Origin of the sequence: Micromonospora siamensis, from assembly GCF_900090305.1 — a bacterium.
Classification (GTDB): domain Bacteria; phylum Actinomycetota; class Actinomycetes; order Mycobacteriales; family Micromonosporaceae; genus Micromonospora; species Micromonospora siamensis.
This window is the reverse complement of record NZ_LT607751.1, coordinates 1559397-1578070: the sequence shown is the minus strand read 5'-3', so window position 1 is coordinate 1578070 and position 18674 is coordinate 1559397. Positions and strand designations below refer to the sequence as shown.

The following is an 18674-nucleotide window of genomic DNA, read 5'->3' as shown; positions in this document are numbered from 1 at the left end:
CAGCCCGGCGGCCCGACGCGGCTCCTCACCGGTCCTCCGGATCTGCCCCGGAGGGGTCGACCACCAGCAGCCGTTCCAGGTCGTCGGTGGTCACCTCCTCGACCAGCTCGACGCTGATCCGGCAGCCGTCCAGGACCACCTCGGCGGTGGAGGAGCGCCGGACCTCGCCACCGGCGTCGTACACCCGGACGTTGAGTTCCGGGCAGCCGAGGTGGGTACGCCAGGCGTCCCACTCGGTACGGTCGCCCACGCTCAGCGACAGGTAGCGGCAGCCGCGGGCCAGATAGAGGCGCCACGGCGCGCTCAGTCCCGCGGCCACTCCCTCGGCGATCAGCCCGAAGGCCTGGGCACGGGTGGCGAGTTCGGTCACCACTCCCCCCTCGCGTCGGGGGCGTGACGCATGTGAGCACTGATCGTCTCAAGCACGTGACACACCGTAGATTGTCCCATGAACGTGACAGTATCAGCTTTTCGTCCGGTTACCCCGAGCCTTGCGGGCACCTAATCTGGCCGGGTGACACCCCTCAGGAGCAGCACCGAATCGTTTACCGGAGCACCAGGAAGGCCGTCCCGCAGGCGTGACAACAGCGTGCCGGGGCGGTCGACTGTCACCGGTTGGTCGTACCGTCACGACGTGACCGAGACGAACAACGCGCGGAAGATCGCCTTCGCCACCTTCGTCCGCCGGGCGCTCGACGACGCCCGCGCGGCGCGGGCCTGGAGCGGCAGCGAGGTCTCCCGACGCACCGGCGTCTCCCGACAGACCGTCAACCGCTGGGTACGCGGCGACTGGGCCAGCGATCCCGAGGCCGAGCGGGTGGTCGCCTTCTGCGAGGGCCTCGGCCTCAACCCGGCGACCGCCTTCGGCGCCCTCGGATGGGATCGCACCACCCCTGCCCCGGCCCCGGTGACCGGCGCGGAGATGGATCCCGACGTGGCCGCACTGCTGCGCCGGCTGGTCGACCCGACGGTCTCGGACGCGGAGAAGTTCCACATCCGGGAAACCATTCGTTACCTCGCATATCGCCCGACTCTGCCGGTCGATGACCGAAACCGAGGTAAACGGGCGGGCTAGTTCCTCAGATGGCGAAAGAACGCCAGGTCAGACCCGATCGTTTCGCTTCCGGGACGGAGCCGGCACGCTAGCGTCCGTAGCTGTACTGCTGGGGCTCGTCATCGGCGGGGGGACGGGACAAGGCCGAACCCAGCCCTGCGGGACAGAAGGAGGGGTCTGTCCATGACCCTGAAATGGTGGGCAGTCGTGGTCGCGGTGGGGTCCCTGACCTCCGGCGTGACCGCCAACGTGGTGATCGGCGTGGTCAACGGTGAGCAGCTTCCCCTGCTCGCCAATCTCTTCGCGCTCACCACGGCCGGCACGGCGGTCGTCCTGGCCGTCCTCGCCGAGCTGAACGACCGGCTCAACGACCGGGTCAGCGCGCTGACCGAGTTCCTGGTGGCGCGGCTCAACGAGATCGAGGCCCGCACCGGCGACCGGAACACCGGCTTCGTGGAGGGCTACCTGCTCAGCCACGGCCAGGACGCCGCCGTCGTGCCGTTCGAACGACGCGGACGGGGGGCCGCCGAACGCTGAGCATCCTCCGACGGCTGACCGTCACGTCTCGGCCACGAATGCCCGGCCGCCGCCGGGGTACGCTGTCGCGCGTGCCGCCGTTGAATCTGGGCAACCAGCCGAAGACCCCGTTGGACGCCGAGCAGGCCTGGCGGGCGACCGCAGCCAGAGCCCGCGAGACCGTGCTCTTCTTCGACTTCGACGGCACCCTGGCGCCGGTCGACGACGATCCCACCGCGGTCAGTCCCGCGCCCAAGGTGCTCGCCGCGCTCGAGGCGCTCGCCCCGGTCGTCCGCCGGGTGGCGATCGTCTCGGCGCGACCGGTGGAGTTCCTCCGCGAGCACCTCGGCGGGCTCGACGGGATCGACCTCTACGGGCTCTACGGGCTGGAGCACAGCCACTCCGGCGGCGAGACGGTCACCGAGCCGGCCGCGCTGCCCTGGGTGCCGACCATGTCCGAGCTGGCCGACCAGGCCCGCGCCGAGCTGCCCGCCGGCACGCTGGTGGAGTTCAAGCGGCTCTCCGTCGCGCTGCACTGGCGTACCGCGCCGCAGCTCGGGGCGCAGGTCGAGCGGTGGGGGCGGGAGCAGGCCGAGCGGCTGGGCCTGAAGTGCCAGGCCGGCCGGATGGTGCTGGAGATCAAGCCCCCGGTCGACCGGGACAAGGGCATGGTCATCGACGAGGTGGTCCGGGACGCCGGCGGAGCCTGGTACTTCGGCGACGACGTCTCCGACATCAAGGCGTTCGCCGCGCTGCGCGCCCGGGCCGCGGGTGACCCCCGCTTCGTCGGCGTCTGCGTGGCGGTGGCCAACCCGGAGACCGGCCACGAGGTCGCCGAGGCCGCCGACCTCACCATCGACTCCCCCGCCGCGCTCGGCGACTTCCTCACCGAGGCGCTGTCGCACCTGCGCTGAGCCGTGGCGCGGCCCGAGCCGGGCCGCGCCGCTCAGACGCCGTAGCGGCGCTGGCGGGTGGCGTACGAGCGCAGCGCCCGGAGGAAGTCGACGCGCCGGAAGTCCGGCCAGTTCAGCTCGCAGAAATAGAACTCCGAGTGCGCCGACTGCCACAGCATGAAGCCGGAGAGCCGCTGCTCACCACTGGTCCGGATGATCAGGTCCGGGTCCGGCAGCCCGCGGGTGTAGAGGTGCTCGGAGATGTGGTCGACGTCGATCGAGTTGGCCAGCTCCTCGATGGTGCCGCCGCCGGCCGCGTGCTCCAGCAGCAGCGAACGGACCGCGTCGGCGATCTCGCGCCGGCCGCCGTACCCGACGGCGATGTTGACCTGGGCGCCCCCGGCGCGGTCCCGGGTGCGGTCCTCGGCCGCCTTGAGGGCCTGGGCGAGCTGCGCGGGCAGCACGTCCAGCGCGCCGACCATCCGCAGCCGCCAGGGGTTGCCCTCCTCGGCCAGCTCGGTGCTGAGATCCTCGATGATCTGCAGCAGCGGGTCCAGCTCCTCGGCCGGCCGGGAGAGGTTGTCGGTGGAGAGCAGCCAGAGGGTGACGTGCCCGACCCCGGCCGCGTCGCACCAGCGCAGCAGCTCCTTGATCCGCTCGGCGCCCATCCGGTGCCCGTCGTTGGGGTCGACGAAGCCCATCTCCCGCGCCCACCGGCGGTTGCCGTCGCACATCACGCCGACGTGCCCGGGCACCGGCCTGCCCGCGAGCTTCGCCGTCAGGCGCCGCTCGTACACCGAATAGAGGAGATTCCGCAGAGTCATCACCTTGCAGGGTAGCGACCCGCGGGACCGATCAGTGTCGCGGTGGCCGATCCCGGGACGACTTCCGGTCGCGGCGCGGCGTCAGACGCGCCGAGCCGGAGTCGTCGCACGGGCGAGCCCGATGCCGATCTTGGCGAGGGTGCGCCCGTCCAGCCGGCCGTCGCCCAGCCCCAGCTCCACCACGGTCGCGTACACCCGGGGGTCGCGGCCGGCGGCGCCGACCGCGGCGTCGACCACCGACCGCCGCCGGGCCAGCCAGGCGGCGGTCGAGCTGTGCCGCAGATGCCGGCCGAGCCGGCGGCGCAGCGCGGCGGTGTACCGCTCGGCGGCCCGGTCCGGGGAGCCGGCCGCGGCCGCGCCGGCGAGGGCGCCGGAGAGCAGGGCGTAGAAGATCCCCTCCCCGGTGAACGGGTTGATCAGCGACATCGCGTCACCGGCGAGCAGTAGCCGACCCCGCCCCGAGGCCGGCCGGTGGGTGGAGAGCGGCAGGTGGTGGGCGCGCAGCCCGGTCACCGCCGCCGGGTCCGTCGAGGGCAGCAGCGCCGCCAGCCGGTCCAGCAGGTGCGCCCGGGTCAGCGGCTCGCCGCGCAGCACCTCCCCGTACCCGACGTTCGCCCGGCCGTCACCGATCGGGAAGGACCAGGCGTACGCCGGCCAGCGCGCGCCCGAGGTGACGATGAGCTGCTCCGGTGGGCCGGGCAGGGCGGGCGCGTAGCCGCGGATGGCCAGGGCCAGGTGCCGGTCCGGGTTCACCGGCTGGCCGAGCGCCCGGCGGACCACCGAGCCGGCCCCGTCGGCGCCGAGCACCACCCGGCCGGCCAGCTCGCCGTCGAGCACCACCCGGTCGGCGCGTACGTCGATCCGGCGGACCGTGTGCCGGCGCAGTTCCGCCCCGGCCGCCACCGCCGCAGCCACCAGCCGGGCGTCGAAGACCCTCCGGGGCACCGTGTACGCCGGCCGGGGCAGCGCCCGGGCCACCGTCCCACCTCCGGGCCCCACCAGCCGCAACGCCGGCAGCGGCGGGTACCCGTCGACCGCCCCGCTCACCCCGAGCTCGGCCAGCACGTCCAGCGCGTGCGCCGCGATCCCGTCCCCACACGCCTTGTCCCGGGGGAAGTCGTACCGGTCCAGCAGCAGCACCCGCGCCCCACCCCGCCGCGCCGCCAACGCGGCAGCCGCCCCCGCAGGCCCCGCCCCCACCACCACCAGATCCCACAACTCCCCCACAGCACCCACCACCCCACCATCCTCCCCCGCCCCACCCCCACCCACCGCCCAGCCACACCCCACCCAATCCCGTTGATCATGAAGTTTGCGGCGATGTCGATCTCTTCAAGTGCCGCTAACTTCATGATCAACGCGGTCAGGCCGTGGGGTGGGGTGGGTCAGGCGGGGGGTGGGGTGGGGGCGCGGTGGAGGGAGTAGAGGGTGAGGAGGGCGGCGGAGAGCAGGGGGGCGCCGTCGCGGATGAGGCCGTCGGCGCCGAGGAGCCACCAGCAGAGGGGGAGGTCGACGGCCAGCACGGCCAGGGTGATCCAGACCAGGCCGCGTCTCGCCCAGCCCCGGTCGCGCAGCAGGAAGGCGGTGCAGAGGAGCACCGCGTAGCTGACCGCGATGCCGGCGGCGAACCAGAACAGCACGGCCGGCACCGCGCTCAGCCGGCCGTCCAGGATGGAGCCGCCGGCCACCAGGGCGGGCACCAGCATCAGCGGGCTGTAGGTGAACGCCGCGACCCGCGCGGTGAGCAGCCAGCCCGCCACCGGAGCCCGCTTCGGCGTCATCTCGCGCCAGGAGATCGTCCCGCCCTCGACGACCAGGCCCTTGCGGTGCCGGACCAGGTGCCGGTCGACCGCCGAGCTGCGGTAGAGCAGCGCCACCACGGCGACGCAGAGCCCGGCCAGCAGCGCGAAGCCGAGCAGCCCGGGCAGCGGCGGCACCCCCTGCCGGGGTACGACCAGCCGACCGACCGCGAAGACCGTGGTCACCGCGAGGATCAGCCCGAACGGCTTCGCCGCCACCCGCCCGGAGTTGACGTGCCCGATCAGCACCAGGAAGGCCAGCGAGCGGAGCATCGCCCAGCCCGTGCGTACGGCCAGGCCGAACTCCTGCTCCGGGGCGTACCACCAGTTGAGCAGCTCGACCACGACGGTGGCCGCCGCGGTGGTCGCGAGCAGGAAGGTCAGCGCCCGGACGGCGGACGGCCGCCGGACCTCGACAGGTTCGGCGGCCGTCCTCATGGGATGCGATGGTGCCCAGTACGGGCGCGGCTCACACCTACCGCTGCGGCTGCTCCGCGTCGAGCCGGGCGCGCAGGGCGTCCAGCTCGGCCCAGAGGACGCCGGGGAGCTTGTCCCCGAACTTCTCGAACCACTCGGTGACCAGCGGAAGCTCGTTGCGCCACTCCTCCGGGTCGACCTTGAGCGCGATCCGGACGTCCTCCGGGGTCATGTCCAGGCCCTCGACGTCCAGCGCGTCCTGGGCGGGCACCATGCCGATCGGGGTCTCGACCGCGTCGGCCCGACCCTCGATCCGCTCGATGACCCACTTCAGCACGCGGGAGTTCTCGCCGAAGCCCGGCCAGAGGAAGTTGCCCTCGGCGTCCTTGCGGAACCAGTTCACGTAGTAGACCTTGGGCAGCTTGGCCTCGTCGCCGTCGGTGCCCTTGCCCATCTCGATCCAGTGCCGGAAGTAGTCACCGGCGTTGTAGCCGATGAACGGCAGCATCGCCATCGGGTCGCGGCGGACCACGCCGACCGCGCCGGAGGCGGCGGCGGTGGTCTCCGAGGAGAGGGTCGCGCCCATGTAGACGCCGTGCACCCAGTCGCGGGCCTCGGTGACCAGCGGGATGGTGTCCCGGCGCCGGCCGCCGAAGAGGATGGCGTCGATCGGTACGCCGTTCGGGTCGTAGTAGTCCTCGGCCAGGATCGGGCACTGGGTGATCGGGGTGCAGAACCGGCTGTTCGCGTGGGAGGAGAGGTTCTCGCTCTCCGGCGTCCAGTCGTTGCCCTTCCAGTCGATCAGGTGCGCCGGCGGCTCACCCATGCCCTCCCACCAGATGTCGCCGTCGTCGGTCAGCGCCACGTTGGTGAAGATGGAGTTGCCGCGGTCCAGCGTCCGCATCGCGTTGGCGTTGGTCTTCCAGTCGGTGCCCGGCGCGACGCCGAAGAGGCCGTACTCCGGGTTGACCGCGTAGAGGCGGCCGTCGGCGCCGAACCGCATCCAGGCGATGTCGTCACCGATGGTCTCGACCTTCCAGCCCGGGATGGTCGGCTCCAGCATGGCCAGGTTGGTCTTGCCGCAGGCGGACGGGAACGCGCCGGCGACGTGGTAGACCTTCCCCTCCGGCGAGGTGATCTTCAGGATCAGCATGTGCTCGGCGAGCCAGCCCTCGTCGCGCCCCATCACGCTGGCGATCCGCAGCGAGTAGCACTTCTTGCCCAGCAGCGAGTTGCCGCCGTAGCCGGAGCCGAACGACCAGATCTCCCGGCTCTCCGGGAAGTGCGAGATGTACTTGGTCTCGTTGCACGGCCACGCCACGTCCTGCTGGCCCGGGGCGAGCGGGGCGCCGATGGAGTGCAGCGCGTGCACGAAGTCGACGTCGTCGCCCATCGCCTCGAGGACCTTCGCACCCATCCGGGTCATGATCCGCATGGAGGCGACCACGTACGGGCTGTCGGTGATCTCGACGCCGAACATGGGGCTCTCGGCCTCGACCGGGCCCATGCAGAACGGGATGACGTACATGGTGCGCCCGCGCATGCAGCCGCGGTACAGCTCCGTCATCGTCCGCTTCATCTCGGCCGGCGCCATCCAGTTGTTGGTGGGGCCGGCGTCCGCCTCGTCGACGGAGCAGATGAAGGTGCGCTCCTCCACGCGGGCGACGTCCGTCGGGTCCGTCCGGGCGTAGAACGAGTTGGGCTTCTTCTCCGGATTGAGGCGGATCAGGGTGCCGCTCTCGACCAGTTCGTCGGTGAGCCGGCGCCACTCCTCATCGGACCCGTCCACCCAGACCACCCGGTCGGGGGTGGTCAGTTCGGCGACCTCACGAACCCAGGCGAGCAGTTTGGGGTGGGACGTCGGGGCCTGATCGATACCCCGAACAGTAGCCGGAGCAACCATGTCACATCTCCTTGTGGTCGACGCTGACCGATCTATGGGATGCACGAGTTCTGGCGAGCGAGGCGTCGCCATCGTGGAAACCTGGGATTGGGCTCAGCGTAAACCGGGCTGCCTCGCCAGTCAGTGGGACTGGTTGTGAAGAACTGCACAAGGTACGGCCACGCTGCGGCATCGCGATCTGATACCCGCTTTCGCGCGCAGTTTCACGCAAATCTTCCCGGGAAGCTTCCGGCCGCCGCCGCCGTCGACGTACGCGATGCGGGGAACGGGACGGTGTACGCGGGCAACCGCGCGACGGGACGCCGGACGACGATTCGCCGAACGGATCCGCGGGTGCTCGACAACGGGTTACGCTCCGATCACCGGGAGACGACGGCGCGATCCGCCTGGGTCCGTCCGCCGTTGCTACCCGCCCGGCGAGCCGGTTACCGGTAGGCTCTGCGCGTGGCCGCCACGATGACCGGGGACCAGCCAGCCACCCCGGAGACCCGCCCGGGTCCGCTCGGCAGGCTGATCGACCGGTTCGGGCACCTGCTCCGTGAGCTGAGCAAGTTCGCCACCGTGGGTGGGATCGCCTTCCTCATCGACTTCGCGCTCTTCAACTACCTGACCGTGGCGCGCGGCATGGAGCAGGTGACGGCCAAGACCGTCTCGACGGTCATCGCGGCCACCGTCGCCTTCCTCGGCAACCGGTTCTGGACCTGGCGCCACCGGCAACGCTCCCACCCCGCCCGCGAGTACGCGCTGTTCTTCTTCTTCAACGGCGTCGGCCTCGGCATCACTGTGGGTTGCCTGGCGATCAGCCGGTACGGTCTCGGCGCCGTCTGGCCGGAGGTCTTCCGCACCACCCTGGCCGACAACATCGCCAGCTACATCGTCGGCACCGGGGTCGCGACGCTGTTCCGATTCTGGTCGTACCGACGGTTCGTCTTCGTGGAAGCGGGAACTCCCCCCGTTCCGGCACCCAGCCACGACCGTGACCCGGGCGCGTGACCTGCCGCCCATCTCGTCCCGCTGGGCCGTTCCGGCCCTGCCCACTGCCCTAAGGTGTTCCGCATGCGTCTGGTCCGTCTGCTGCCCGAGCGATGGCAGAAGTTCATCCACGAGGCGCTGAAATTCGGCATCGTCGGCGGCATCAACACCGTCATCAATTACGCGGTGTTCAATGCGCTGGCACTGACCGTTTTCCGTGACGGCCAACTGAAGGCGACGGTCGTCGCCACCATCGTGGCGACGATCACGTCGTACCTGATGAATCGGCACTGGACGTACCGGGATCGCCCGAAATCGGCGCTGAAGCGGGAATACGCCCTTTTCTTCCTCTTCAATGCGACCGGCCTCGTCATCGAACTCGGCGTGCTGGCCGCGGCGAAGTACGGCCTCGGCATCAACAGCCTGCTCGCGCTGAACGTCGCCAAGACTGCCGGCGTGCTGCTGGCCACGATGTTCCGGTTCTGGTCCTACCGGACGTTCGTCTTCCAGCCTGTGCCGGCGCACGCCGCCGAGACCTGGCACGACGTGCCCCGGGACGAGTGGGACACCATGGCGGAGATGGATCCGGTGGCCGAGCTGGCCGAGTCGGTCAGCGAGCTGGAGGAGGCCCAGCAGCAGCCGGACCACTCCACCACGGAGGCCGTGTTCAAGCAGCCCCGGGGCCGGGCCGCCGCGCTCGACGGCGGCCTCGGCCCGGCCGCGGACCTCGGTGCCGAGCTCCACGCCGGCACCCGGCACGCACCCCGCCGCTGACCCTGCCGACTGCCGGGCGGCCCGGTCAGGCGCTGGGGTCGCGCAGCGGCCGGTCCTCCCGCATGTCGGCCAGGATGTCCCGCATCTCGCCGTCGCCGAGCGAGTGCTTGTCGTGGTGGGCCTCGACCAGCTCGTAGAGCTTCGTCTGCACCCGGTCCACCCCGGGCACGTCCCGCAGCACCGACTGCCCCCGCTCACCGGCGGACTCGATGGTGAGCGTGCCGCAGCCCAGCACCCGCTCCAGGAACCGCTGGTTCATCGAGTGGTCGTTGATCCGGGTCAGCGGCAGGTCCCGCCGGTCCCGGGAGAGCACGCCCTGCTGGAGCAGCACCCGCTCGTTCGTGAACAGGTAGTGGGTGGAGCGCCAGACCAGGAACGGCCACAGCCCCAGCCAGAGCACCAGCACCAGGGCGACCGCCGCCAGCACGTAGAGCGCGATGGTGCCACCGTCGCCCTCGGGCAGCAGGACCCAGCCCGCCACCACGGCGGCGACGGCGAGCACCAGCACCAGGACCGGGCGCACCAGCGCCTTCCAGTGCGGGTGCAGGTGCAGCACGACGTGCTCGTCCTCGGTGAGCACGTCTTCGGGGAACGCCACGGCAACCTCCTCGCGAAACAGGACGGGCTGACCGTAACGGTTCACCGCACGCGGAGGCATCCGCCGCGCGGCCGCCTAAAGCGCAGGTGCAGGACGTCGCCGGCGGCGAGCCGGCGTTCGCCGTCCGCGCCCCGGACGACCAGCTGACCGTCGGCGTCCACCCCGGTGGCCGCGCCGCGGAACTCGGCGCCGTCGGGCAGCAGCACGCGTACCTCCCGCCCGACCGTGGCGCAGACCGCCAGGTAGGCGTCGCGCAGCCCGCAGGCGACCGCGTCGCCGCCGGCCGAGCGCCAGCGGGCGTACCAGTCGGCCAGCGCCCGCAGCAGGGCCCGCAGCAACGGATCCCGGTCGGTGGCGGTCGCCCCGGCCAGCAGCAGCGAGGTGGCCGGCAGACCCGTCGGGTTCTCCGGCAGTTCGTCGGCGCGCAGCGTCACGTTCAGGCCGATTCCGACCACGATCGCCGGCGGCTGGGTGGGCCCGCTGCCGGGCACCGCCTCGGCCAGCACACCGGCGCACTTCGCCCCGCCGATCAGCAGGTCGTTGGGCCACTTCAGGCCGGCCTCCAGCTCGGCCAGCAGGGCCACCGCCTCGGCCACGGCCACCCCGGCCAGTAGCGGCAGCCAGCCGTACGCGGCGGGTGCGACGGGCGACCAGCCGCGCTCCGGGTCGGCCTCGCCGGGCCGGAGCAGGACGCTGGTCGCGATGCCGGCCCGCGGCGGCGACTGCCAGACCCGGCCGCGCCGGCCCCGGCCGGCGGTCTGCCGCTCGGCGACCACCACCAGTCCCTCCGGCTCGCCCGCCCGGGCCGCCTCGGCCACGTCCGCGTTGGTGGAGCCGGTCTCGGCGCGCAGCTCCAACCGGCGCCAGGGGCCGTGCGGGCCGGTCAGCGCGCGGGCCAGCCGGGCCGCCGACAGCGGCGGGCGGTCCAGGTCGGTGTACGGCGAGCCGGGCATCCCCTCACCCTAGTCCGGGGGCGTGCCGGGGCGGTGAGGCGAAGTGCACAGCGGCACCGTCCTGAACCATCGTTATATTCCCTGGGTGACTACCGAGACCGGGATCAACATCCACAGCACCGCGGGCAAGCTGGCGGACCTGGAGCGACGGGTCGACGAGGCGGTGCACGCCGGGTCGGCGCGCGCGGTCGAGAAGCAGCACGCGCGGGGCAAGAAGACCGCACGGGAACGGATCGAGCTGCTGCTCGACGAGGGCTCCTTCGTCGAGCTGGACGAACTGGCCCGACACCGGTCGACGGCCTTCGGGCTGGAGAAGAACCGCCCGTACGGCGACGGCGTCATCACCGGCTACGGGACGATCGACGGCCGGCAGGTCTGCGTCTTCGCCCAGGACTTCACGGTCTTCGGCGGCTCGCTCGGCGAGGTCTTCGGCGAGAAGATCGTCAAGGTGATGGACCTGGCCATGAAGATCGGTTGCCCGGTGGTCGGCATCAACGACTCCGGCGGGGCGCGGATCCAGGAGGGCGTCGCCTCCCTCGGCCTGTACGGCGAGATCTTCTTCCGCAACGTGCGGGCCAGCGGCGTCATCCCACAGATCTCGCTGATCATGGGCCCGTGCGCGGGTGGCGCGGTCTACTCCCCGGCGGTCACCGACTTCACCGTGATGGTCGACCAGACCTCGCACATGTTCATCACCGGCCCCGACGTGATCAAGACGGTAACCGGCGAGGACGTGGCGATGGAGGAGCTGGGCGGCGCCCGCACCCACAACTCGCGCAGCGGCAACGCGCACTACCTCGCCTCCGACGAGGAGGACGCGGTCGAGTACGTCAAGGCGCTGTTGTCGTACCTGCCGTCGAACAACCTCGACGAGCCGGTCGTCTACGAGGCCCCGGCCGACCTCGACGTGACCGACGAGGATCGGGAGCTGGACACCCTGATCCCCGACTCGGCCAACCAGCCGTACGACATGCACCGGGTGATCGAGCACGTCCTCGACGACGGCGAGTTCCTCGAGGTCCAGCCGCTCTACGCGCAGAACCTCGTGGTCGGCTACGGCCGGGTCGAGGGGCGTCCGGTGGGCGTGGTGGCGAACCAGCCGATGCACTTCGCCGGCACCCTGGACATCGCCGCCTCGGAGAAGGCCGCCCGCTTCGTGCGGACCTGCGACGCCTTCAACATCCCGGTGCTGACCTTCGTCGACGTCCCCGGCTTCCTGCCCGGCACCGGGCAGGAGTGGGACGGCATCATCCGCCGGGGCGCCAAGCTCATCTACGCGTACGCCGAGGCGACCGTCCCCAAGGTCACCGTGATCACCCGCAAGGCGTACGGCGGGGCGTACGACGTGATGGGTTCCAAGCACCTGGGCGCCGACCTGAACTTCGCCTGGCCGACCGCGCAGATCGCCGTGATGGGCGCCCAGGGCGCGGTGAACATCCTCTACCGCTCCGAGCTGGCGAACGCCGAGGACCCGGCCGCCGTCCGCGCCGAGAAGATCGCCGAGTACGAGGACACCCTGGCCAACCCGTACATCGCCGCCGAGCGCGGGTACGTCGACTCGGTGATCCCGCCGCACGAGACGCGTACCCAGATCGTCCGGGCGCTGCGGGTGCTGCGGACCAAGCGCGAGACGCTCCCGCCGAAGAAGCACGGCAACATCCCGCTGTAGCGGACGTACCCGACGAGGCCCCCGCCGGATTCGGCGGGGGCCTCGTCGGGTCAGCAGCCCGGGTTCGCCGCGGTGCACATCCGGCGAGCCGCGGCCCGGGCCAGGTCGACGAACTGGGCCTCGGTAACGCCGGTCCCCGGTGCCCCCGGGAGCATGGCCGGCGCCGGCACCAGCACGCTGACCAGATCACCGGACCTGACCACCAGCGTGTCCTCGGCCACCGGCGCGAAGCCCACCGGCCGGCCGGTCACCGGATCCACCGGCTGGGAGAAGGCGTGGTGGATGAGGACCGCCTGGTCACCGGCGAAGTCCCGTCGGGCCACCGTCCAGTGGTGGGTGAGCCGAGCGGTGAGCGGCTCCCGCTCCGACTGCACCTGGGTCGTCTCCGTCCACGAACCACAGGCGGTCACCAGCCGTTCCAGCTCGGTGAAGACCCGCGACGGGTCGCCGTCGAGCCGGTACACGGCCTGACTGAGCACCGCGCGTCGGTAGAACCACTTCTCGTTCTCCTCGGTGTCGATCAGGGTCTGCGACCGGGAGTAGCGGGAGACGGCCGGATCCGCCGGCAGTCCCCGCTCCTGTGCGCACGACTGGAGGATCTGGTCGGCGCGTACCGGCTCGTCCAACCCCGCGACGCCGAGCTGCTCGTCCGTCCTGACCGGCACGTCCTGCGGCGTCAACAGCGCCTCCGCCGGGATCTCGGCCCGCCCGAGGACCGCCGGCCCACCGGTTGTTCCGGCATCGGGCGACGCCTTCGGCCCGCCGGCCCCCGGTGCCAGGACGGCGGCGCCCGCGGCGACCGCCAGCACCGCGGCGGCGGCCGTGACAGCCGTACGCCGGCTGCGGCGCCGCGCCGCGGCCCGCAGCTCGGCCGGCTCGGGCCAGGACACGTCGCGCAGGTCCCGGTGCAGTCGCTCCACAAAGGTCACATCGTCACGCATCTGCCGCCTCCTCCTCAAGATCCACGACCGCGAGCAGCCCGGCGAGCGCCGTCCGCCCCCGGGACAGCCGCGCCTTGACGGTGCCCACCGGGGCCTCCGTCTCCCGGGCCACCTCGGCGACCGGCATGCCGAGCAGGTAGTGCAGGGCGATGGCGGTGCGCTGCGCCTCGGGCAGCCGGCGCAGCGCCGCCACCACCTCCAGCGTCTCGGTGCTCGGCTCGGGAATGTCCCCCGGCGCACCGTGCCGCAGGTAGGCCCGGGCCCGGCTGCGCATGCTGCGCCACCGGCTCACCGCGATCCGGCTGGCCACCATCCGCAGCCACGCCTCCGGGTCGTCGTACTCCCGCACCGTCGACCAGCGCTGCCAGGCCCGGATGTACGCCTCCTGCACGGCGTCCTGGGCTTCGGCCAGGTTGCCGGTGAGGACGTAGACGAACCCGAGCAGCCGTTGCCGGCTGCCCCGGTAGAACTCGTCGTACCCGTCGACGTCCGGCATCCTGACACCTCCTGCGTTGTCGCAGGGGACACGTCTGCGGCCGGGCCGCAGGTTGCCCGACGACCCGGCTTTTCTCGAGCCGGTCGCGGCTCGGCGTGGTCAGCCTCGGGTGGTCAGGTCAGGCCCGGTCCTGGTCAGGTCCGGTCGTGGCCCGGCGGGCCGGTGGCGGGCGTGGTCAGAACCGCAGGCCGGCCTCGGTGAGCAGGTCACCGGCGAGCAGCAGCGCGCCGACCACCAGGGCGGTCAGGTTGACCACCAGGAACACGCCGACCCAGAACAGGGCCGGGAACGGGGTGAGCCCGGCGAGCTGGTCGGCGTCGGAGGCCGGCATCCGACCCCGGCTGCGCTGGCGGCGCAGCTCGAACACCGGCCGGATCCCGCCGAACAGCAGGAACCACACGCCGGTCCAGGCGAAGGCGGCCTGCACCTGCGGGGTGGCGTACCAGGAGACGGCGAGCACGACGCCGCCGGTGACCAGCAGGGAGAGCACCCCGTACACGTTGCGGATCATCACCAGCATGACCAGGAGCAGCACCACGGCCACCCAGAGCAGCAGGGTGATCCGGTTGCCGCCGAGCAGCCAGGCGCCGGCCAGGCCGACCAGCGACGGGGCGACGTAGCCGGCGAGCAGGGTGAGGATCATCCCGGGCCCGCTGGGCCGGCCGGCGGAGAGGGTCAGCCCGGAGGTGTCCGAGTGCAGCCGGATGCCGTGCAGCCGGCGGCCGGTCAGCACCGCCACCAGGGCGTGCCCGCCCTCGTGCGCGATGGTGACGGCGTTACGGGCGACCCGCCAGGGTCCCCGGGCGGCGACCACCGCCAGGGCGACGACGGCGGTGAGCAGGACCAGCAGGGCGGGCGGGTCGGGCTGGGCGCTGAACAGCTTGTCCCAGAGGGTGCCCAGTCCGTCGAACGAGAACATGGGCCGGGAGCCTACCGGGGTGAAGCGTGTTGTTCGCGGGACGTGGCCTCGTAGGCTGTGAGACTGATCGGGTGGCGATCGGATCGGGTGGTGAACGCCGGTGAGTGCCGCTCCGCTTGAGCCCTTCGGGAAGCATGTCGGCCTCTGGACCGAGGTCGACTACCTCGCCCTGGGCGAGACGCCGGACCGGATCGAACTGCTCGACGGGAGCCTGATCGTGAGCCCCGCCCCGAGCCGGCGGCACCAGCGGGTGGCGCGGCGACTGGCGAACAGCATCGAGGCGGCGGCGGAGCCGGAAGGCCTTTCGGTCTACGACGCCATCAACGTCCGGCTCGGGGTGGACAGGATCGTCATTCCCGACCTGGTTGTCACGGACGCCGACGACGAGGGGACGTTTCTCGACGCCGATCGCGTGTTCCTGGTCGGGGAGATCGTCTCCCCGGGCAACGCCGCCGCCGACCGGCTGCTGAAGATGCAGCTCTACGCGATCGCCCGGATCCCCTGGTACCTGCTGGTCGAGCAGGACGGCGAGACGCACGCGCTGCGGCTGTACCGGCTGGACGGCGGGCACTACGTCGAGGACCGGGTGGCGAAGGCCGGCGAGACGCTGACGCTGACCGAGCCGTTCCGTTGGCAGCTCGATCCCGCGTCGCTACGCTGATCGCCAGCCATCGATACCTGGGATTCCCGGCGGGTTGGCTGAAAATTTGTTCAGCCCCTCTTGTGATCTAGGGCATTTACCTTCAAAGATGTCTGTCAATTGATTGACGTCTCTGGGAGGCCCCCGTGACCCGCACCAGACTCTCCCTGCGCCGGCTGCTCGCCACCGGCCTCACCGTCCTGGCCACCGCCGCCGCGACCCTCGTCGCCACCACCGGCCCGGCCGCCGCGGCCACCGTGGCCGGCATCGACGTGTCGCGCTACCAGGGCACGATCAACTGGACCAGCGTCCGTAACGCCGGCATCGAGTTCGCCTTCATCAAGGCCACCGAGGGCACCAGCTACAAGGACGCCAACTTCAACTCGAACTACACGAACTCCTACTACGCCGGGGTGATCCGCGGGGCGTACCACTTCGCCCGGCCGAACATCTCCGGCGGCGCGACGCAGGCCGACTACCTGGCCAGCAACGGCGGCGCCTGGTCCGCCGACAGCCGTACGCTGCCCGCCGCCCTCGACATCGAGGCGAACCCCTACAGCGGTGGCTACTGCTACGGCAAGACCACCTCGGGGATGCGGACCTGGATCAGCGACTTCCTCAACCGCTACAAGTCCCGCACCGGCCGGTACGCGGTCATCTACACCACCACCAGCTGGTGGAACCAGTGCACCGGCAGCTGGACCGCGCCGTGGGCCAACCACCCGCTCTGGCTGGCCCGCTGGTCGAGCACGCCCGGCACCCTGCCGGCCGGCGCCTCGGTGTGGAGCTTCTGGCAGTACACCAGCAGCGGCAGCGTCTCCGGGATCAGCGGCAACGTCGACCGCAACTACTGGAACGGTGACCGGAGCCGGCTGATCGCCCTGGCGAACAACACCTGATCCGCCAAAGACAGGTCGGCGGCAGCGGGATCGGTTACCACCCCTGCGGGTGGGCAACTGGTCCGGCTGCCGCCACCGTCTGTCGTGACCTCAGGCCCTGCGTCGGGCGACCACCGTAGGCATCCGCTCCTCGTCGACCAGGGCGCCCCGGCGGGTCATCCGCCGTACGGCCACCACCCCGGCGACGGCGAGGGCCACGACCGTGAGCAGCGCGACCAGGGCGGACAGGCCCATCGTGGCCAGCAGCAGGACCGCGTCGCCAAGCGCGACGAGCATCCAGAGCGCCAGCCGGGGCCGGGCGTCCTTGCGTCGGTAACCCATGTCGTACCTCCTTCCGTCGTGACGGAGGAAGTACCCCGTGGGGCGGGAAGTCATGCGAATGGAATTCGCGCTGCCGGTCAGTTCTTCCGGTCGGGCTGGAAACCGCGGATGATCGTCGCCCAGTCGCCCAGCTTGGCGTCCCACTGCGAGGTGGGGATCTCCCAGCGCAGCGCGTAACCCCGGTCGTCGGCCGTGGCGAAGCCCCGGTTGCGCACGTGGTACCGGGTGCCGCTCTGAGTCTCCAGCCAGTCCCAGTCGGCACAGGTGCGGTAGTAGGTGCACCGCTTGATGCCGATCTTCTCGTACTCGTCGACCTCGTTCTTGCGGTACCGCTCGATGCTCTGCCAGTCGGCGTACGCGTCGTCCTTCGGTTTGTTGGTCCACTGGATGAGCAGCCGGCCGCCGTCCGGCCCGTTGTAGATGGCCGTGTCCCCGCTGGTCTGACGGCCACTCCAGCCCGCCGGCAGCGGCACGCTGAAGCCTGGGCCACCCTTCTGCAGCGTCCAACCGGCCGGCAGGGCCGGCGTACCCGAGGAGGGTTGGGCCGGGGACGGGGTCGCGCTCGGCGGCGCGGCGCTGGACGCGGCCGTGGACGGCGCGGGCGGCGGCGCGGCGGCGGAGGTCGACGCCTGCGTCGACGGCGCGGCCGGGGAACCCGCCGGACCGCCCTGCCCACCACCCGGGCCACCGGACGCGCCGGTGGTCGGGCCGGTCTGCGGCGGCGTCGAGCCCTTGTCCCCCGGGTCGTCGTTGAGCAGCGGCACCAGCAGCACCCCGCCCAGCAGCAGCACCGCCACCAGGGCCCCGATCAGCAGGTTGCGCCGCTTGTGGTCCGGCTTGACGCCGGGCACCACGGTCGCCCGACCCTCCACCGGATCGGCCTGCGCCGGCATCACCGACGTCGGATTCACCGTCTCGCGCACCTGCGGAGCGGCGTCGACCTTGGCGGTCGGCTCGGCGTCCGAGCGGGACGGCGGGGACTCCACCTTCGCCGTCGGACCGGCGTCCACCGACGCCGGCACCTTCGCCGTCGCGTCCTCGGCCACCGCGCCGGCCGCGGCGGCGCCCACCACGGCGTCGGTCGGCTCGACCGTCGCGGAGGACGGCGGCTTCGGCACGGCCGCGGACGAGGTCTCGGCGGGCCGCGGCCCCGGCACCACCGGAGGGTGCGGCGCGCGCGGACCGTTCGGCCCCGGCCGGCGTACGCCGTCCAGGATCGCGATGCTCTTGGCCCGCTTGCCGCCGGCCCGGCGCAGCAGCCGCTCCGCCACCTCGGCGGTGATCCGCTCGGCAGGGTCCTTGCGCAGCAGCCCGTTCAGCACCGGCTTGAGCGGGCCGGCGTTCTTCGGCGGCGGCAACGGCTCGGTGGCCAGCGCGGCCAGGGTGGCGATCGCCGACGGCCGGGCGTACGGCGACTTGCCCTCCACCGCCGCGTAGAGGGTCGCGCCCAGCGACCACAGGTCGGCCTCCGGCCCGGCGGTGCCGTCCTTGGCCCGCTCCGGCGCGATGTACGCGGGCGAGCCGAGGACCATGCCGGTACGGGTCACGTTCGGGTCGCCGGGGATGGTGGCCAGGCCGAAGTCGGTCAGCACCACCCGGCCGTCGTTGCCGAGCAGCACGTTGCCCGGTTTGATGTCGCGGTGCATCACGCCGGCCTTGTGCGCCGCCTTCAACGCGCCCAGCACGCCGAGACCGATCTCGACCGCGCGGGCCGGCGAGACCGGGCCGTCCTCGGCGAGGGTGTCCTGCAACGACTTCGACGGGACATACTCCATGACGATCCACGGGTCGCCGTCGGTACGCAGCACATCGAAGATGCGGACCACGTTGATGTTGTTGAGCCGGGCGATGGCCCGGGCCTCCCGCAGCGACCGCTCGCGCATCTCGCGCCGCTCGTCGTCGGTGAGACTGGGCGGCGGGACGAGTTCCTTGATCGCCACGTCGCGGTGCAGTACCTCGTCGCGCGCCTTCCACACCCTGCCCATGCCGCCCTGGCCGAGCGGCGAGAGGAGCCGGTACCGGTCGGCGACGAGTTGGGGAAGCGCGTTCGACATCGGGGAGACGGTACCCGGCCACGACCTCCCGC

20 protein-coding genes and 1 pseudogene are annotated in these 18674 nt (G+C 71.9%); 9 read left to right on the top strand and 12 right to left on the bottom strand.

Annotated elements, in window-relative coordinates; all coding sequences use genetic code 11:
* Nucleotides 1–25 precede the first annotated feature (25 nt).
* Nucleotides 26–370 (bottom strand): hypothetical protein, encoded by a 345-nt coding sequence (locus tag GA0074704_RS07410; protein ID WP_088973519.1) that lies wholly within the window; start codon nucleotides 368–370, stop codon nucleotides 26–28.
* 264 nt (nucleotides 371–634) lie between these two features.
* On the opposite strand from GA0074704_RS07410, the gene GA0074704_RS07405 reads away from it, so the two are divergent.
* From GA0074704_RS07405 to otsB, 3 genes are all read left to right on the top strand, one after another.
* Complete coding sequence (locus GA0074704_RS07405; RefSeq protein WP_088969805.1) at nucleotides 635–1075, top strand: helix-turn-helix domain-containing protein; 441 nt, start codon at nucleotides 635–637, stop codon at nucleotides 1073–1075.
* A gap of 162 nt (nucleotides 1076–1237) precedes the next feature.
* Entirely contained in the window at nucleotides 1238–1591 is a 354-nt protein-coding gene (locus tag GA0074704_RS07400; RefSeq protein ID WP_088969804.1) for a hypothetical protein, read from the top strand.
* Nucleotides 1592–1662: 71 nt separating this feature from the next.
* Nucleotides 1663–2484 (top strand): trehalose-phosphatase, encoded by an 822-nt coding sequence (otsB, locus tag GA0074704_RS07395; RefSeq protein ID WP_088973518.1) that lies wholly within the window; start codon nucleotides 1663–1665, stop codon nucleotides 2482–2484.
* A 32-nt stretch (nucleotides 2485–2516) separates the two neighbouring features.
* Here otsB and GA0074704_RS07390 read toward each other — a convergent pair whose 3' ends face one another.
* The 4 genes from GA0074704_RS07390 to GA0074704_RS07375 all read right to left on the bottom strand — a co-directional run bounded on the left by GA0074704_RS07390 (nucleotide 2517) and on the right by GA0074704_RS07375 (nucleotide 7406).
* Complete coding sequence (locus GA0074704_RS07390) at nucleotides 2517–3287, bottom strand: isoprenyl transferase (RefSeq protein WP_088969803.1); 771 nt, start codon at nucleotides 3285–3287, stop codon at nucleotides 2517–2519.
* Between the two features lie 81 nt (nucleotides 3288–3368).
* Complete coding sequence (locus tag GA0074704_RS07385; RefSeq protein ID WP_231926781.1) at nucleotides 3369–4526, bottom strand: geranylgeranyl reductase family protein; 1158 nt, start codon at nucleotides 4524–4526, stop codon at nucleotides 3369–3371.
* 146 nt (nucleotides 4527–4672) lie between these two features.
* The gene (locus GA0074704_RS07380; RefSeq protein ID WP_088969802.1) at nucleotides 4673–5524 is read right to left on the bottom strand and encodes a hypothetical protein; all 852 of its coding nucleotides are present in this window, start codon (nucleotides 5522–5524) and stop codon (nucleotides 4673–4675) included.
* Between the two features lie 37 nt (nucleotides 5525–5561).
* On the bottom strand, nucleotides 5562–7406 hold the full coding sequence (locus GA0074704_RS07375) for a phosphoenolpyruvate carboxykinase (GTP) (protein WP_088969801.1): 1845 nt from the start codon (nucleotides 7404–7406) through the stop codon (nucleotides 5562–5564).
* Nucleotides 7407–7541: 135 nt separating this feature from the next.
* On the opposite strand from GA0074704_RS07375, the pseudogene GA0074704_RS29865 reads away from it, so the two are divergent.
* The 3 genes and pseudogenes from GA0074704_RS29865 to GA0074704_RS07365 form a co-directional block, all read left to right on the top strand.
* Nucleotides 7542–7626: pseudogene (locus tag GA0074704_RS29865) on the top strand (GtrA family protein); the annotation flags it as partial.
* 236 nt (nucleotides 7627–7862) lie between these two features.
* On the top strand, nucleotides 7863–8399 hold the full coding sequence (locus GA0074704_RS07370; RefSeq protein WP_088973516.1) for a GtrA family protein: 537 nt from the start codon (nucleotides 7863–7865) through the stop codon (nucleotides 8397–8399).
* Between the two features lie 63 nt (nucleotides 8400–8462).
* On the top strand, nucleotides 8463–9152 hold the full coding sequence (locus GA0074704_RS07365) for a GtrA family protein (protein WP_088973515.1): 690 nt from the start codon (nucleotides 8463–8465) through the stop codon (nucleotides 9150–9152).
* Between the two features lie 25 nt (nucleotides 9153–9177).
* On the opposite strand, the gene GA0074704_RS07360 is transcribed toward GA0074704_RS07365, so the two are convergent.
* A complete protein-coding gene (locus GA0074704_RS07360) occupies nucleotides 9178–9750 on the bottom strand; it encodes a PH domain-containing protein (RefSeq protein WP_088969800.1) in 573 nt (190 codons plus the stop codon).
* Nucleotides 9751–9791: 41 nt separating this feature from the next.
* Nucleotides 9792–10703, bottom strand: a complete 912-nt coding sequence (locus tag GA0074704_RS07355; RefSeq protein ID WP_088969799.1) for a biotin--[acetyl-CoA-carboxylase] ligase — start codon at nucleotides 10701–10703, stop codon at nucleotides 9792–9794.
* A gap of 85 nt (nucleotides 10704–10788) precedes the next feature.
* On the opposite strand from GA0074704_RS07355, the gene GA0074704_RS07350 reads away from it, so the two are divergent.
* The gene (locus tag GA0074704_RS07350) at nucleotides 10789–12372 is read left to right on the top strand and encodes an acyl-CoA carboxylase subunit beta (protein ID WP_088969798.1); all 1584 of its coding nucleotides are present in this window, start codon (nucleotides 10789–10791) and stop codon (nucleotides 12370–12372) included.
* A 50-nt stretch (nucleotides 12373–12422) separates the two neighbouring features.
* On the opposite strand, the gene GA0074704_RS07345 is transcribed toward GA0074704_RS07350, so the two are convergent.
* The 3 genes from GA0074704_RS07345 to GA0074704_RS07335 all read right to left on the bottom strand — a co-directional run bounded on the left by GA0074704_RS07345 (nucleotide 12423) and on the right by GA0074704_RS07335 (nucleotide 14728).
* Nucleotides 12423–13313 carry a hypothetical protein gene (locus GA0074704_RS07345; protein WP_088969797.1) on the bottom strand — a complete coding sequence of 297 codons (891 nt, stop codon included), beginning with the start codon at nucleotides 13311–13313 and terminating at the stop codon, nucleotides 12423–12425.
* The gene (locus GA0074704_RS07340) at nucleotides 13306–13809 is read right to left on the bottom strand and encodes a SigE family RNA polymerase sigma factor (RefSeq protein WP_088969796.1); all 504 of its coding nucleotides are present in this window, start codon (nucleotides 13807–13809) and stop codon (nucleotides 13306–13308) included. Before GA0074704_RS07340 ends, GA0074704_RS07345 begins: the two co-directional genes overlap by 8 nt.
* Before the next feature lie 175 nt (nucleotides 13810–13984).
* Nucleotides 13985–14728 carry a M50 family metallopeptidase gene (locus GA0074704_RS07335; protein WP_088969795.1) on the bottom strand — a complete coding sequence of 248 codons (744 nt, stop codon included), beginning with the start codon at nucleotides 14726–14728 and terminating at the stop codon, nucleotides 13985–13987.
* Nucleotides 14729–14828: 100 nt separating this feature from the next.
* On the opposite strand from GA0074704_RS07335, the gene GA0074704_RS07330 reads away from it, so the two are divergent.
* Nucleotides 14829–15389: a Uma2 family endonuclease gene (locus GA0074704_RS07330; protein WP_088969794.1), complete on the top strand. Its 561-nt coding sequence runs from the start codon at nucleotides 14829–14831 to the stop codon at nucleotides 15387–15389.
* Nucleotides 15390–15514: 125 nt separating this feature from the next.
* Nucleotides 15515–16267 (top strand): GH25 family lysozyme, encoded by a 753-nt coding sequence (locus tag GA0074704_RS07325; RefSeq protein WP_088969793.1) that lies wholly within the window; start codon nucleotides 15515–15517, stop codon nucleotides 16265–16267.
* A 90-nt stretch (nucleotides 16268–16357) separates the two neighbouring features.
* Here GA0074704_RS07325 and GA0074704_RS07320 read toward each other — a convergent pair whose 3' ends face one another.
* Together GA0074704_RS07320 and GA0074704_RS07315 are read right to left on the bottom strand one after the other, a co-directional pair.
* Nucleotides 16358–16588, bottom strand: coding sequence for a hypothetical protein (locus tag GA0074704_RS07320; RefSeq protein ID WP_088969792.1), 231 nt, complete (start codon nucleotides 16586–16588; stop codon nucleotides 16358–16360).
* A gap of 77 nt (nucleotides 16589–16665) precedes the next feature.
* Entirely contained in the window at nucleotides 16666–18642 is a 1977-nt protein-coding gene (locus tag GA0074704_RS07315) for a serine/threonine-protein kinase (protein ID WP_088969791.1), read from the bottom strand.
* Between the last annotated feature and the right edge of the window lie 32 nt (nucleotides 18643–18674).

Bases quoted from the DNA above. Each gene is read 5' to 3' on its own strand.
- GA0074704_RS07400 (WP_088969804.1), top strand. From the start codon at position 1,238: ATGACCCTGAAATGGTGGGCAGTCGTGGTCGCGGTGGGGTCCCTGACC.
- GA0074704_RS07390 (WP_088969803.1), bottom strand. From the start codon at position 3,287: ATGACTCTGCGGAATCTCCTCTATTCGGTGTACGAGCGGCGCCTGACG.
- GA0074704_RS07380 (WP_088969802.1), bottom strand. From the start codon at position 5,524: ATGAGGACGGCCGCCGAACCTGTCGAGGTCCGGCGGCCGTCCGCCGTC.
- GA0074704_RS07375 (WP_088969801.1), bottom strand. From the start codon at position 7,406: ATGGTTGCTCCGGCTACTGTTCGGGGTATCGATCAGGCCCCGACGTCC.
- GA0074704_RS07370 (WP_088973516.1), top strand. From the start codon at position 7,863: ATGACCGGGGACCAGCCAGCCACCCCGGAGACCCGCCCGGGTCCGCTC.
- GA0074704_RS07365 (WP_088973515.1), top strand. From the start codon at position 8,463: ATGCGTCTGGTCCGTCTGCTGCCCGAGCGATGGCAGAAGTTCATCCAC.
- GA0074704_RS07355 (WP_088969799.1), bottom strand. From the start codon at position 10,703: ATGCCCGGCTCGCCGTACACCGACCTGGACCGCCCGCCGCTGTCGGCG.
- GA0074704_RS07345 (WP_088969797.1), bottom strand. From the start codon at position 13,313: ATGCGTGACGATGTGACCTTTGTGGAGCGACTGCACCGGGACCTGCGC.
- GA0074704_RS07340 (WP_088969796.1), bottom strand. From the start codon at position 13,809: ATGCCGGACGTCGACGGGTACGACGAGTTCTACCGGGGCAGCCGGCAA.
- GA0074704_RS07335 (WP_088969795.1), bottom strand. From the start codon at position 14,728: ATGTTCTCGTTCGACGGACTGGGCACCCTCTGGGACAAGCTGTTCAGC.
- GA0074704_RS07320 (WP_088969792.1), bottom strand. From the start codon at position 16,588: ATGGGTTACCGACGCAAGGACGCCCGGCCCCGGCTGGCGCTCTGGATG.
- GA0074704_RS07315 (WP_088969791.1), bottom strand. From the start codon at position 18,642: ATGTCGAACGCGCTTCCCCAACTCGTCGCCGACCGGTACCGGCTCCTC.